Raw genomic sequence first — 13747 nt, forward strand, 5'->3', positions numbered from 1 at the left:
AGCCGCCGGCGACACAATCATCGGTGGTCAGGGCCTCGCGACCGCATGGTGCCGCTGGCGAACGCCTGGCGGTCCGGCGCGAACACGTGGACGCAGGAGAACTCGACTTCCTCCCCTACGCGGAGTCCGGCAAGCCGAAGCCCGGCACCTTCCGCCTCGGGCCCACACCCGGCCTGGCGAAGCTGGAAGGCGTCCAATCGATGCTGTGGGCGGTCGACCTGATGGAGCAGGGCCTAACCCGGCCCGCCACATCAAGGGCGGCGACGCCGTCCTGGACGACGGCGAGTAGGCCGTGACCGCTGACTCCGGCACGTCCTCGCTGGAGGCCGGCGCGGAGCCGGAGCGGATGCTGGACCGACTGGAGGCCCTGCAGCTGTCCATGCGTACCCGCCGTGGCTAGGGCGACGCTCAGCGGCCCCACCAAGGCGACTTCGCTACCGGCCCGCCTTTCGCATCGTCATCGGGCGGCACGGTACCGATGCCAGACACCCGAGCGGGCGGGCTTCGCCAGACTCCACCCCCGGAGTGGAGCATCACGCTCTGCTACGAAGTGGCGGCTATTACACGTATCTCCTCCGCCCTCCTGCTGGGGATCGCGGTCGCGGACTACGGCGGGACGACCAGCACGGCCAGTAGCGGCGGTCCGGGGTCGAGGCCCCGGCCGACGTCGACGGCCACGTACCCAGTGCACTTCGAGGGGTGCTGTCACGTTGTCGGGTGCCCCGTTGCCGCTGCCTGCGCGCGCCGCGTCGTAGTGCAGGAGCGGTGACATGCACCGGCCGCCGCGCGCTCGCCGCGCGCCAGGGGGCCGCCCCGCCGTGCCGGGTCACAGATGGGTGCCGAGGTGATAGCGGCGGGCGATGACCAGAGTGGGCCAGCGCGCTCGAGTGGCTGGCTCGCTGTCGACCCATCGAGCGCCGGACGCCTGGGAGGGAGCTGGGCTTCTCCGCCCTGGTGGTCTTCCCGTGCCACCGAGGCGGTTTTCGTCTAGGGCCCCGCGACGGGCCGACGAACGGGGCGGGCGTTGTCGCTGCTCGATGCGCAGGTCTGCGGTCGCCGAGATCAGCCGATGATGGTGTGGAAGAAGATCACGGCCCCGGCAAAGGCGGCACCGCCGGCAAGAAATCCGGCGGCCAGTACCCCTCCGGCTGCCACGGTCAGCAGGCCCGCGCCGGTGCCGGTGAGGACGCCGAGCAGCAGGATCAGGGCGGTCCGCAGACTCAGCAGCGGCTGGTCGGAGCTGTTCATCGTTGACCTCTTTCGTCTGATGAGTCGTCACCGTTCCTTCTCGGTGCGGTTGTTGGTGCTGTAGCGGCTGCGCCGCCCTCTCCCCCCGCGTGATGTAAATCACACTGCATGGGATGAAAAAAGAGCAGCGGGACCCGGGGGGAAAACCGCGGCCTGTGCCTATGACCGCAGACGTAAGGGCCGAGCAGAGGCAAAGGCGGCCGGGGCTGAGGCGAGGAGCGGATGTGGCAGACGCGACCTTGGGTGGGCTGGTGTTCCCCAGCTCCGTGTCCGAACACGACCAAGACCTCGACTGTGCCGAGGCTGCCGCGACCGGCCTGCCGAGCCTGGAGCGGGAACTAGCCGCCGCCGGGCCAGCCACCGAAAACGACGCGGCCCGCGCTGCCCGGCTGGAAGCCGACCGCCGCATCGTGGAGATCCTGCGGCAGGACGGCTTCACCGGCCCCCGCTTCACCAAGGCCTGCCAGGGATGGATGGACTACAGCTGGCGCACGATGATCAAGTGGATGAGTGCCGGGGACATCTTCGACCGCTCCGCCCGCGCCGGCCGCCCCGTCCCACCCCGCCGCCGCACCACCGACTGGACAGCAGAAGACCGCCACGAGATCGCCACCGGCGCCGTGATCGACGGCAGGGAGCTGTTCACCGAATACGGCCTGGTCCGCGGCAGATGGGACCCGCGCGGCGGTGCCTCCCTGACGACCTACTTCGTCGGCGCCACGGTGCGCTCGTTCCGCCCGGTCTATAACCGCTGGTACGACGACCGCGCCCACCGGCACACTGAACTGCACCGGCCGCCAGGACGCGAAGGTCCGGAAGATGTGCTCGCGCAGATCCCCACTCAGCCGAGCGCCGACCCCGGCAGCGCCGCCATCCTCCACCAGGAAGTCCTCCGCCTGCTGGACCAGATCTCCGACCAGCAGCTTCGCAAGGCGCTGTGCCTGCGCGCGATGGGATACACGCAGCGTGAGGCAGCACAGCACGTAGGGCTCACCGAGAAAGCCCTGGAACGCAAAACCAGCCGGGCCCGCGCCCGGCTCGCCAAGAGCTCCGCACGGCCCACCAAGCGAAAGGGGGAAGCACGATGACCGTCCGGAAACACCACACGAAGGACCAGAGCGCGGACACCACACCGCTCGACGACTTCGACGCCCTGCTACAGGCCTCCAGTCTGGGTGCCCCCCACGTACTGGCCGAGACCGACCCTTTGCCGTCGGCCGTGCGGAGCCGCCTGGACCAAGCCGCCGCCACCCACCCCCAGCACATCGCCGCGCTCCCGGACAACGACACTGTCGCAGGTGCCGACGACGCGGCCACGTACAGCACCGACGAACCCGATTCCACGCACGGCCAGCACCGCTCGCCGACCCGATCTCACGGAAGGCCAGCAAAGCCGCAGACCAAAGCGACTGCGGCCACCAGACGCCTGTTGCCGGTCCTTCTCGTGTGCGATGGCAGTGCCTCCGACAGCGCTTCCGGTGCAGCGCACCGGACACTGCGCGAGCATCTCCATGACCTGATGGACCGGATGCCGCAAGCCCGCTTGCACTCTCCCGTGAGCGACGAGAGGCCTCGCAGTACCTGGATCGACATGCTGCTGGGGGAGAGACTGCCGGAAACCGGCACGGCCTTCGCTCTCACCATGTTTGGAAGACTCTCTTGCGGCAAATCGCTGCCGGATACGCGGCGCTTTCTCCCCGTGACGCCTGCGGAGTGGATGCCCGATCTCAGGCTCAGGGCGGATGAACCGGCCATTCACGACGGTGTAGAAACCCTGTGGGAGTGGCGGCAAACGGACGGCGTCGCGACAAGGCCGGGCCATTGCTCGGCAGCCCCGAACAGCCATACCGGGAGACTACGGGGACTTCCAGGTTCTCCATTCCTGTTGCTGCCTGGGCTGCCCTGGCGTCTGCCCGGCCCGGACGGCTCTGAGACGTCGCCGCACTCGTTGGCAGCCAGCCTCCTGGCACTATCCGATTATGAGCCCGAGGACGCCAGACGGCCGCCGGCGCCATGGGCGCACCCCACCCCAGCCGAAACCGTCGCACGCGAGTTGGGCTATCTGACACTTCACCTGTGGGGGGCATCGTGTGACGGTCAAACAGACCGTGCCCACCGATCACCTGGCCCGCGCACACCCACCTGCCTCCGCCGCAGGGCAGCACCGCCTGGATCCAGACTCCTGCGGCTCTTGCCGGAAAGCAGCTACGGGGGCACTGCTGACGAGCTCTCTGTCAGCATCTGGAACGGCATCAGGGATGCCATGGAACGCGTAAGCGCACTCCTGCTACAGGACCGACGGCGAAACACCCCACAGCCGCCCCCCGACAAGACAGGCCTACCCAACTGCGGGGTGGAAACCCGCCCCCCTGCCTCTTCGGATCTTGCGCCTCTGTGGCGGGCACTCGCTGACTGCTGGGCGACGCAGCACACAACGATGCCGCTGCGCCTGCACACAGATGAGTACGACACCGGTCGGGTGCTACCTGCCCGCTTCACCTACCGGAGGATGGACCCCTACGCGATCGAAGTCGTCTTCCGCCCTCACAGTCCCAGAGCGAAGAGTTGGGTCTTTGCCCGGGATCTGCTCCTGGACGGACTCCACCGCAGCACGGGTGAGGGCGACGTCATCGTCTGGCCGCGTCCCGGCCCTTCCTCATCCAACTGCAGCACGTTCATCCGTCTGAAGACACCGCAGGGCACTGCCCTGCTATCCGCGTCCCAGACCGACCTGGAGAGTTACCTGGAACAGACCCAGCAAGCGGTCCCCAGCGGTGCCGAACACCAGCACATGAGCGATGCCCTGAACAATCTCGAACGCGAACTCGCCGCCCTGACCTCCGGCGCAGTCGGCTGATCGAGCGCAGATGAGGCGCAGGCAGGGCCCTGTACGACGCCACGGCACGCAGGGCGTACAGAGCCACTGCCCGCGCTCCCACGGGCTCGTTTAGGGCGGGCACAGCGGGACGGAAGGACGACTGATACCTCACGAGCCGTGGTGGCCCGGCGTGCGGCGTGAACACTGCCGCTTGCCTGCCAGCCGTCGTCGGCCGGTTAGCGTCGTGTCGGGTCCGTGGCGGTCGGGTACGGCTTCGACATCGGCCGTAGTGGGAGGGGCGTCGGGGTGGGGAAGGCGAGCCGGGGCAAACGGGAGCGCAGCAGGGACAAGGCCGGGCAGTGGACGGCGTCCGGTGCGGCACGGACGGCGCAGCGGCTGCGGGCCAGGTCGCTGGAGTGCCTGACGGGCAACCCGTGGGTACAGATGATGCTCGCCTCCAACATGAACAACGTCATCAGCGAGCTGCGGGGTGTGCTGCTCCACAGTGACCTCTCGGACGTGGCCGGCGATCCTGCTGGCCTGGAGCGGGACGCGGCCATGTCGATGACCCTGGGCAAGCAGGGGTTCCGGCCGCCGTGGCCGCGCGCGCCGCAGGAGGCCGCCGCGTGGCAGATCCGGCAGATCGGGAAACTGCTGCGGCAGGCGGAGGTCTTCGTGATCTCCCCGGCCGCGCACGCCGCCGTGATGGCCGCGGCCGCGACACTCGAGCCGGCCGACCTCAGCACTCTGGACCGCGACCGCGACATCATCGTGCCCACCGGGCTGCTGGTGCTGCCCGAACCGGTCGTGATCGTCAACCGCACCGGCTCGCTGTCGGACACCGCGGCGTTCGGCTGGCAGTTCGTCACCCAGCACCAGATCCTGCCCACCGCCCAGTACGCGGGCGTGCGGGTGACGACGCTCATGGACCGCGACGGGCCGGTGCAGCCAGCCGAGTGGCGGCTGGCGGTCTCCCAGGCGCGCGCGGCCGGGACCCCGCTTCCCCCGCTGGTGCCGGATGGCATGTACGGGATGCGGGGCGATGCGTGCCTGGCGGAGGAGAGCACCGAGACGATGGCGGACCTGTCCGAACGCCACCGTCGGCTTCAGAAGGCGCTCACCCAGGCCTCCCAGTGGCGCTCCGAGCCGGTCCCCGAGATTGGGGAATGGGGCGGCGGCCGTGTCGAGGACCCGTACGACGACTTCACGGGCCGCTACATGTTCGCGTTCTGGCGGCTCATCAGCCAGGGAATCACCGCCGCCGAACAGCCCCAGGCCCTGTCCGGGCCGCGGGCGGCCGTCGGCCGCCTCCACGGCTCCGAGCCGTACGACCCTGAGGTCCGGGTCATCCGGCTCGCGGCCCCGTCCCCGCGTACCACGGACACGCCGGGGGAGAAGAAGGCACGGGTGTACCACCACCGTTGGCCGGTGCGGATGCACAAGGTGCGGCAGTGGTACCCCAGCCGCCAGGAGCACCGGGTGATCTGGCGCGGCCCTTACATCAAGGGGCCTGCCGACGGGCCGCTGATGGTGGGGGAGAAGGCGTACCTCGTGGACTCATAGACGCCAGAACAGCACGCAGCAGCCCCGGCGGCTTCACCGACGCGCTCGCCAGGTGCCGAAGAGGCCGACGACTGCGCTGGTGATTACTGAGAAGCCAGCGTCTCCGACCGCGAGGTACACGGCAGCCGCCAGGCCCAGGAGGGCAAGCAGGGCAGCAAGATCCACTATGCGGTGTTGCTGCGGCGCCTCTTCGGCTGGTGGAGAGGTGGGGCTGTCGGAGCCGGGGTCTGCTGGTGTGGCGTTGGTGTCGTCCATGGCTCCAGAAGACCGGTGCGGGCCGCGCGGCGAAGAGCAGGCTGGCCGGGTTCGCACTGACCCGTATGCGAGTGGCCAACGGGCGCACGTCTGGGTGCCGTTGGCGAACGATGAAATCGTTCAGGTTTGTTCAGGGGATTCTGTGGACGTTCGCTTCAGCCAGTACCTACCGTGGCTCTACACAGTGCTACGGGGGACTCGGTGACGCAGGCGGATCACGGATTCGACGAGGACGATGTCGAGGCCTTGACGGCGTACGACGAGGCTCTGGCGGACTTCACCGATGCTCTCAACCGTCTGCACATCGAGTTTGGTGCCCCTTCCTACAGCGAGATCGTCAAGGCATCGGGGCGTCCGAAACTGAGCAGGGCCGGCATCAACGAGGCCTTGTCCGGAAAGCGTCTGCCGTCCATGGATGCCCTCATTGAGTTCGTCCGTGTCGTCACCAACTTCCGTTCCCAGGCACGCAGCCCGGCTCCGGGTCACGTGGTGTATCCAGAGCGCATCGAGGAGTGGCGCGGCCGGTGGAGAGAGGTCAAATACCGGCAGCGAGAAGTCCAGGCCTCGGCACGACGTGTCCGGCGTGCCACCAAAGCGCTGATCGCAGAAGCACTTGTAGAAGCCGAATCCGTCCGGGCGCAGGCGCATGAACAGGCAGAACGCATCCGGCACGAGGCACTCGCCGAAGCAGACCGCGTAACCAGCCAGGCACATCAGGCCGCAACTGCCATGAAGCAGCAGACTGATGAGCTGTGGTCCCACGTCGAACGTGAGGTCGAAGAGCTGCGCCGGCAAGCCCGGAAGGAGTCAGCTCAGAGCCTTCAGGATGCAGGCAAGCGCGCGGAGGAGATTGTCCGGACGGCGAACGACCAGCTGTCCGAAGCCGAGACCAGGGCCCAGGAGATCCTCCAGAAGGCGAAGGCCAGCAAGATCTGGCCCCCTGCGGTGAAGAGGTCCGAGGCTCTGCGCCGACTACGGGACACAGCTCAGGACGTCGCCCGCAGGAAACTGCCAGAGCTGGTCAGAGCACTCTCCGAAGCAGACCCGCAGAACGTGGACACCACGGTCGAGTCCGTGGGTACCTTCTCCCACGGAGAGATCAATCAAGTTGCCCGGGCATTCGATGAAGTACACCGTGAGGCAGTCCGGCTCGCCGCCGAACAGGCCCTGCTGCGGGGCAACGTCAACGCGATGTTCACGAATCTCTCGCGCCGCTCACAGGGACTCATCCAACGCCAGCTGTCGCTGCTCGCCGAACTGGAGTCCCGCGAGGCCGACCCAGATCACCTGTCCTCGCTGTTCATGCTCGACCACCTGGCGACCCGCATGCGCCGCAACGGTGAGAACCTCCTGGTGCTCGCCGGTGAAGAACCCGGCCGCCACTGGACCCGTCCGGTCCCGCTGGCTGACGTCCTCCGCGCCGCTGCCTCCGAGGTGGAGCAGTACGAACGCATCGAACTGGCCGCGGTCCCGGTTGCCGAGGTCGCCAGCCGCGTCGTCAACGACCTCGTGCACCTGCTCGCCGAGCTGCTGGAGAACGCCATCACGTTCTCCTCCCCGCAGACCACAGTCAAAGTCAAGGTCACCGGGCACGCGCTGCCCGATGGCCGGGCGTTGATTGAGATCCACGACACCGGTATCGGACTGTCCCCCGAGGACCTCGCGTCCATCAACGAGCGGCTGGCCTCCCCGCCGACCGTGGACCTCTCCGTTTCCCGGCGCATGGGTCTGTTCGTGGTCGCCCGGCTGTCGGTGCGCCACGACATCCGCATCCAGCTGCGTCCCGCCGACTCCGGCGGGACGACAGCACTGGTCATGCTCCCTCAAGATACGTTGGTTCCGGCTGCTACTCCCGAATCCACCGAGCCGAGTACGAAGGAGTAGAACGGACCGTGTCCACGAAGGAGACTGCGACCATTCGGTGGTGAACGTGACACCGGCCCCGTAAGCAACCTCACAGGCGGTCGTGGCACGGGCAGCCGGTGGGAGGCCATCGCCCCCGGACTCGCCGGGCACGTCACAGCCGTCAAGTACAAAGCCGACTCCGGCTGGCTCACGGTGTGCCCGGAGTCGGCGGCATGGGCGACGAAGACTCGGCTGGAGCAGGTCGGCGTCATCGCGGCTGCCAACCGGTCGGCGGGCCGTACGGTCGTCCGGCACCTGCACATCCTCGCGGCCGGCTCGGTGCCCGTGCCTGACCTGGACGATGTCGCCCCGGAGATGGCGGCCGCGCCCACGGGGCCGGTGAAGACACGGGGGTTGGCCAGCGACGGCTACCACCGCGCCCTCGACGCCCGTCAGCAGGCCGCCCTGCCACGCCTGGCCGACCCGGGCATCGTGGCGGCGGTTGAGCGGCAGGCCGTCGGGTAGCGCCCGGTGGCGGCTGTGGCGAAGTCGCCACTCGTGGGCGTCGTGCGACTCTACGATGGCGGCGCGGCGGCCCCCTTCAGCGGGATGGGTGGGTTGCCGCGGGTGCGGGGGAGGCGCTGATGCGGGTGCTGGAGACCCATCTGGTGGACCGGGCGGGTGTTAACGCGATCGCCCATGCGGTACTCACAGAGCTGGGCTGGCTGTTCAGGGAGCAGGACATCAGTGATGTGGGGGTTGATGCGCAGCTGGAGGTGGTCGAGCACGGGGAGGCGACCGGGCGGCTGCTGGCGGTGCAGATCAAGTCGGGCCGCAGCTGGTTCGACGAGCCGGCAGCGGAGGGCTGGTGGTTCCGCTGCGGCGAGGAGCATGCGGCGTACTGGCGGGGGCATTCCCTGCCCGTGGTGGTCATGCTGCAGCACCCCGAGCAGGAGAGGGTGTACTGGCAGCACGTCACCGACGACACCCTCATCTCCACGGGCAGGGGCTGGAAGATCCTTGTTCCGGCCGCGCAGCAGCTCACGGCCGAGGCCGCGAAGGCGCTGGCCGCTCCGGCCCGGCCGCAGCCGGATGCTTTTCAGGCGGCGGTCGACCGGTTGCCGCGCGACGCCCGCATCGCGCTGCTGCGCGACCACCAGGCAGGCGCCCCGTATGCGGCCGGTCTTGCGGTGCTGCTGGCGCAGGCTGCGGATCCCGCGACGGTGGTGCGCACGCTGCTGGAGGATCCCCCCGGCTGGCTGTCCGGCCTGCACGGTGAGCAGCGGGCGGGAGCGTGGCGGGCGGTGGCCGGGTATGCCGTCGCCCACCAGCTGGGGCCGGTGGCCGTCGATGCTCTGGAACACGCCACCGACGCTGTCGCCAACGCCGCCGACGGCGACGGCGACAGCGGCATCGATGCGGGGCGTCTGCGGGCCCTGGCGGCGATCGTGGCCGCCGGGACGGATCCCGGCCGGGCCCAGGCACTGATCGCCGCGGCCGAAGCGAGCAGCCCGGTCCTGGCGGCCGTGGCCCGCGCCCTGCTGCCCGGCCCCAGCCCCGGCCAACTGCCTCAGCTGCCCGAGACCATCGCCCGTGCCCTGGCCGCGGGGGACGAGGCGGCCGTCGGCGATCCGACGGTGATGGGTTTCGTGGCCCGGACCCACTTCGCGGCCGGCCGCCACGACGAAGGCATGGCGGCCCTGGAAGCCGCGATGAACCGGGCACCGGACGACCCCGGGCTGCAGGCCGAGATGGCCGCGGCCCTGACCCGACACACCACCACCGGCGCACCGATCCTGGCCTACCTGGACGTCCAGCGTGCGTACCGGCTCGCACTGGCCGCGCGCGCCGGGTACCGCCGCTGGCGGGGCCCCAGCGCCGGGGCCGCTCTGGTACTGCTGCGCGTGCGGACCATCGACGCCGACATTTCCGCTGCCCTGCGCACCGCCGTGCCCGCCCCCGACGGGGAGGCCCAGGGCCCGGAGAGCGGCTCTGCGCCGCTGCTGCTGGAGGCCGCCCGCCTCGCCTACCACGCAGGCCAACACGATCTGGCCGGCTCCTTCGCCCAGCAGCTCACCGAGGCAGGCGCCCGCGCGCAGCTGGCGGCCGTCGCCGTGGACAGCCGCCCCGACGCCACCACCGCGCAGCGCGTCACCGCCTGGACGTCCGCGCTCGAGGAGGCCACCGACGACGACCAGCGCATGGTGGCTGCCATGACCCTCACTGGCCTGGGGGAATGGCCCGTCGCCGCCCTGGACCGGCTGCGCGATGAGGGCGCGGTTTCGGAGGCGGTCTACCACGTGCGGTGGGCCTGCGCCGAAGCCGTCACCGGCGACCAGGACGCGGCGATCCGCCGCCTGCGCCAGTGGGAGGCCACCAGCGTCACCGCCGCCATGGCCCTGGTCGGCCTCTACGAGGACACCGGCGACCTGACCGCCGCGGCCGACGCGGCCGAACGCGCCGGAAACCGCTTCGGCGACCTCGCCCTGCGCCTGCACGCCGTCAAACTGTGGAGCCGCGCCGACCAGCCAGAACGCGCCCGGCTGCGCGCCCTGACCCTGCTGTCACGGCCCTTCCTGCCCGCCGCCCTGCGCCAACAGCTGCGCGGCAGCGCCGTGCAGTGGGCCTATGACCGCCAGGACTGGCTCGACATGGAAGACCACGCCCTGGCCGGCCTAGCCGAGGAACGCGGCAGCGACCTGCTCCCGGCCGCATCCGGCACGGTCCCGCTCTCCGACACGGCGGCCTCCTTCGCCTGGGCCGCCATCCGCGCCCAGCTGCAGGCACGGCGCCTGGACGCCGCCCACGCCACCCTCACCCGCTACACCCCGCCCGTCCGCCGCGCCGAAGAAGCCCGCCTGTGGATGACGATCGTGGACTGGGCCGGCTGGACCCTGGCCGACGCCGAACAAGCCCTCACCCTCGCCGAGCACTTCGCCGCCGACACCCCCGTCCGCGCCTTCCTCCTGGCCCGCCTCCTCCACGCCACCGGCGGACCCCGCCCCCAGGACGCAGACCTTGCCACCCCCGCCCGGCCGCCCCTGCTCCTGCCCGATCACCTCAGACACACGCTGCAGACCCTGCTGGACGACACTCCCACCAGCGGATCCGAACTCAACCACCTCTCCCTCGACGACCTCTCCGCGCACCTCCAGCAGACCCTCGCCCCCCGCCAGCCCTTCATCGACGCATGCAAAGACGCCGTCCGCACCGGCGCCGCACCCCTGGGCATGCTTGCCCGCGCCGCCGACCGTCCCGTCACCCTCGCCCTCATCCAACGAGCGGCCGGACTCATCCCCGCCGCCACCTTGCACCCCGCCCACCTCGCCGCCGAACTCGCCGCCGCCGCCAGGGCCCTGAACACCACCGTGACCCTCGACATCACCGCCGTCGCCGTCGCCACCCTCCTGCCCGGCCGCTTCGACCAGCTCCGCGCCCGCTTCACCACCACTCCCATCCCCACCCCCGCCTACGACGACCTCGTCAACACCCGCTACGCCCTGGACACCCTCCTGCGCTCGTCCGGGCAACTCGGCCTGCACGACGGCCAACCCGCCTTCACCGCACTCTCCGATGCGGGATCGGCGCCGCACTGCTGAAGCGGTGCGTACAGCTGTACTGGCAACTGAACTACATGCTGCTGTTCGGCGGATTCGAGACACCACGCAATCTCGGGCCGTACTACACGCGCCAGGGCTTCACCGTGCTGCGCCCCGGGCAAACGATCGACGTCGGCACCCTGCTGGCTGGTGTGCCGATCCAGCTCAGGGCGGGACCGGGCGAGACCCTCTTCTACCGGTGGCGCGGCCACGTCAGGTAACTGGGGCAGCTGGGACACCGCGCAGCAGGTCGGGGCGGGCGTCGGCCAGGGCGAAGGCCCGCTGGAGACTGGCCACGAGGGCGTTGTCGATGCGGTAGCGCCGTGCTCGTTCGTCTCGCTGGAGGAGCGGGCTGGCGCCGTCTGGGCCGACGTGGCGCTGTACAGCCTTGACGCTGGTCAGGGTGCCGCCGATCTTCGACGGCGGGATCGGGTGCGTCGGGTGGTCGGCGAAGTGCTGCTGGACGTCCTCGTACGAGGCGGTGCCGCCCAGCTCGGTGATCCGCCGCAGGACCGCCCGAGCCCCGGGCATCAGCGCCGCGATCAGCTGGAACAGCAGCTGGTCCGTCCAGCCGTTGGCGAGTTCGTCGGCGGCGAGATCCTGCGGGCCGGGGCGCGGGGACGTGGCGGGTGCGTCCGGCCAGGCGGCCGGGACGTCCGGCCGTAGCCCGTAGGCGGCCTGGACGGCGGCGATCGCCTGCTCGTAGGTGTCCGTCTCGGTGTCGATCGTCAGCCGCACAACCGCCCCTCCCGTGATGATGCACTCGCCGCCCATCCTTCCCGGCGTCCGGTGGCCGCTGTCCACAGGGGACCGGCCCGAGGCTGCCGGTCTGGATGATCAGCACACCACCCCGGCGTCGGCCACGCTTCGGCGCAAGCTCTTCGACGGCCTCGCCCGGGTCGAACGGGCCTTGTTCACCCGGCCCGCGCCGAAATCCGCGCGAGCCCAGATGAAATTCCTCCTCACGCGCGCCAAGGCCTCCACGACGGCCGTAGCCGAGCGGCTGGGCGTCTCCTGGCGCACCGTGGAGCGCTACGCTCGGGTGCCGCCGCGAAGCCGCAGAAGCGTCCCCAGGAGGCTCTGGTCAAGGAGACCGAGGCGCAGTGGCAACCGCAGGTCAGGGCGCAGACGAGGCAGCGCGCCGTCACGTCCGGAGGGCTTGTCATCTCCTGTCGGGCCTACTTCGGGTTCGGCCCGGAGGGGTCCTCGGACGCGGGCCGGATGAGGGGCATCATGACCGCCGTCTCGCCCATGCACGCCCGTCTGATCCTGGCCGCGCGGGAGAGCGGAGCGACGGATGATGATCTGCACGAGCTGGTTGCGGAGGCCATCGCCGACGCCTATTTCCGCCGGGAGGGCGGCGGGCGCGCGGGCCTGCACGTCGAATTCAAGGACATAGAGCATCTCGATGTCTCGTTTAGCCGCACGGAATTCACGACGTGCGATAAACCTGTCTACGTAAGCCAAAGCACGATAGTTGTCACCAAGGCAGGCGTGCTGTCACCAGGGCCACCGGGCGGCGAGTGCTGAGCAGCGTTCTGGACCGCGGTGCAGTCTCAGCTGTCCACCCCGGCTTCCCACTTGCGCTGGCGCAGCATGTGGTCGCTGAAGAGGTGTCGGCTCCGGTCGAGCAGTTCACCCACCTCCGCGTCGCCTTGCTGCTCGTCCGGTGACGGATGCCAGCGCTGCACTGATTGCGCGGCCCAGGTGCGCAGCTTCATATCCGGGTCTTCGAGCAGACCGACCGCCGCCCGTAGCGCCACGATGCCGCCGCGTGCGTCGAGCAGCCGGAACGCGCCGACGCGGACGTGCCGCGGGTGCTCGGAGCTGGTGCGCTCCAATAGCCGGTCGGCGGGCAGTTCCTTGGCCGAGGGCAGCAGGGCGGCGGCGGTCTCGCGGACGACCCCGGCGGCAGGGTCGTCGAGGAGCGGCCGCAACTGTTTCGCATCCGCGCAGTCCAGTGTCCGTAGTCCTGCCACTGCTCGCGCCCGCACCCCGGGCGCCGGGTGCGCGAGCAGCGGCCGCAGCAGTCCGGCGTCCGCGCGGTTCCCGCATTCGGCCAGTCCGATGACCGCACCGGGCGGCAACTCAGGGTTGTCCGGTGCCGTGCACTGCTCCCGGTACCAGGCCGCCGGGTCACCTCCGTGCTGTCGTACGACATACCGGGCGCAAGCGCGCACGAGCGCGGAACGGTCGCTGAGAAACGACTCCGCCTGCTTTGACCGCCCCGCCCGTCTCAGCGCGGTGACGCCGGCCGAACGGGTACGCGGGTTGCGTGCGGACAGCAGTGGAGGCAGCACACCCTCGTAGGCATCCTCATCCCCCAGAGCCGTGAGCGCCGCTGTGGCACACAGGTCCTGGACCACGGTGTCCTGGTCCCCGGCGGCCGCGCGGGCCAGCTCGGCGGGACGGAGCAGTC

General features: G+C 70.1%; 10 protein-coding genes and 3 pseudogenes. 9 read left to right on the forward strand and 4 right to left on the reverse strand.

What is annotated here, in order from left to right; all coding sequences use genetic code 11:
• Nucleotides 1–101: 101 nt before the first annotated feature.
• A pseudogene (locus AC3ETA_RS42365) lies at nt 102–289 on the forward strand (hypothetical protein); the annotation flags it as partial.
• Between the two features lie 773 nt (nt 290–1062).
• Here the strand turns inward: AC3ETA_RS42365 and AC3ETA_RS42370 are convergent.
• On the reverse strand, nt 1063–1248 hold the full coding sequence (locus AC3ETA_RS42370) for a hypothetical protein (RefSeq protein WP_432198241.1): 186 nt from the start codon (nt 1246–1248) through the stop codon (nt 1063–1065).
• 224 nt (nt 1249–1472) lie between these two features.
• On the opposite strand from AC3ETA_RS42370, the gene AC3ETA_RS42375 reads away from it, so the two are divergent.
• The 3 genes from AC3ETA_RS42375 to AC3ETA_RS42385 all read left to right on the forward strand — a co-directional run bounded on the left by AC3ETA_RS42375 (nt 1473) and on the right by AC3ETA_RS42385 (nt 5629).
• Nucleotides 1473–2336: an RNA polymerase sigma factor gene (locus AC3ETA_RS42375; RefSeq protein WP_432198242.1), complete on the forward strand. Its 864-nt coding sequence runs from the start codon at nt 1473–1475 to the stop codon at nt 2334–2336.
• Nucleotides 2337–3685: 1349 nt separating this feature from the next.
• Nucleotides 3686–4105, forward strand: coding sequence for an SsgA family sporulation/cell division regulator (locus tag AC3ETA_RS42380; protein WP_432198243.1), 420 nt, complete (start codon nt 3686–3688; stop codon nt 4103–4105).
• 216 nt (nt 4106–4321) lie between these two features.
• Nucleotides 4322–5629 carry a hypothetical protein gene (locus tag AC3ETA_RS42385; RefSeq protein WP_432198244.1) on the forward strand — a complete coding sequence of 436 codons (1308 nt, stop codon included), beginning with the start codon at nt 4322–4324 and terminating at the stop codon, nt 5627–5629.
• A 33-nt stretch (nt 5630–5662) separates the two neighbouring features.
• On the opposite strand, the gene AC3ETA_RS42390 is transcribed toward AC3ETA_RS42385, so the two are convergent.
• On the reverse strand, nt 5663–5884 hold the full coding sequence (locus AC3ETA_RS42390; RefSeq protein ID WP_488187663.1) for a hypothetical protein: 222 nt from the start codon (nt 5882–5884) through the stop codon (nt 5663–5665).
• 957 nt (nt 5885–6841) lie between these two features.
• On the opposite strand from AC3ETA_RS42390, the pseudogene AC3ETA_RS42395 reads away from it, so the two are divergent.
• The 4 genes and pseudogenes from AC3ETA_RS42395 to AC3ETA_RS42410 all read left to right on the forward strand — a co-directional run.
• Nucleotides 6842–7714 (forward strand): annotated as a pseudogene (locus tag AC3ETA_RS42395) (sensor histidine kinase); the annotation flags it as partial.
• Nucleotides 7715–7876: 162 nt separating this feature from the next.
• Nucleotides 7877–8254 (forward strand): DciA family protein, encoded by a 378-nt coding sequence (locus AC3ETA_RS42400; RefSeq protein WP_432198249.1) that lies wholly within the window; start codon nt 7877–7879, stop codon nt 8252–8254.
• A 119-nt stretch (nt 8255–8373) separates the two neighbouring features.
• A pseudogene (locus AC3ETA_RS42405) lies at nt 8374–8787 on the forward strand (DUF4365 domain-containing protein); the annotation flags it as partial.
• A gap of 2576 nt (nt 8788–11363) precedes the next feature.
• Nucleotides 11364–11549: a hypothetical protein gene (locus AC3ETA_RS42410; RefSeq protein ID WP_432198245.1), complete on the forward strand. Its 186-nt coding sequence runs from the start codon at nt 11364–11366 to the stop codon at nt 11547–11549.
• On the opposite strand, the gene AC3ETA_RS42415 is transcribed toward AC3ETA_RS42410, so the two are convergent.
• Nucleotides 11542–12066: a hypothetical protein gene (locus AC3ETA_RS42415; RefSeq protein ID WP_432198246.1), complete on the reverse strand. Its 525-nt coding sequence runs from the start codon at nt 12064–12066 to the stop codon at nt 11542–11544. The genes AC3ETA_RS42410 and AC3ETA_RS42415 overlap by 8 nt on opposite strands.
• Nucleotides 12067–12408: 342 nt before the next feature.
• On the opposite strand from AC3ETA_RS42415, the gene tpg reads away from it, so the two are divergent.
• Nucleotides 12409–12858 (forward strand): telomere-protecting terminal protein Tpg, encoded by a 450-nt coding sequence (gene tpg, locus AC3ETA_RS42420; protein ID WP_432198250.1) that lies wholly within the window; start codon nt 12409–12411, stop codon nt 12856–12858.
• A 26-nt stretch (nt 12859–12884) separates the two neighbouring features.
• Here the strand turns inward: tpg and AC3ETA_RS42425 are convergent.
• Nucleotides 12885–13747 (reverse strand): HEAT repeat domain-containing protein (locus AC3ETA_RS42425; protein ID WP_432198247.1); only part of this gene is annotated, 863 nt, incomplete at its 5' end.

Source organism: Streptomyces sp. bgisy027 (genome assembly GCF_057710365.1).

What these genes read in the sequence shown, in the direction of transcription:
- AC3ETA_RS42370 (WP_432198241.1), bottom strand. Translation starts at nt 1,248, where the DNA reads ATGAACAGCTCCGACCAGCCGCTGCTGAGTCTGCGGACCGCCCTGATC.
- AC3ETA_RS42380 (WP_432198243.1), top strand. Translation starts at nt 3,686, where the DNA reads ATGCCGCTGCGCCTGCACACAGATGAGTACGACACCGGTCGGGTGCTA.
- AC3ETA_RS42390 (WP_488187663.1), bottom strand. Translation starts at nt 5,884, where the DNA reads ATGGACGACACCAACGCCACACCAGCAGACCCCGGCTCCGACAGCCCC.
- AC3ETA_RS42410 (WP_432198245.1), top strand. Translation starts at nt 11,364, where the DNA reads ATGCTGCTGTTCGGCGGATTCGAGACACCACGCAATCTCGGGCCGTAC.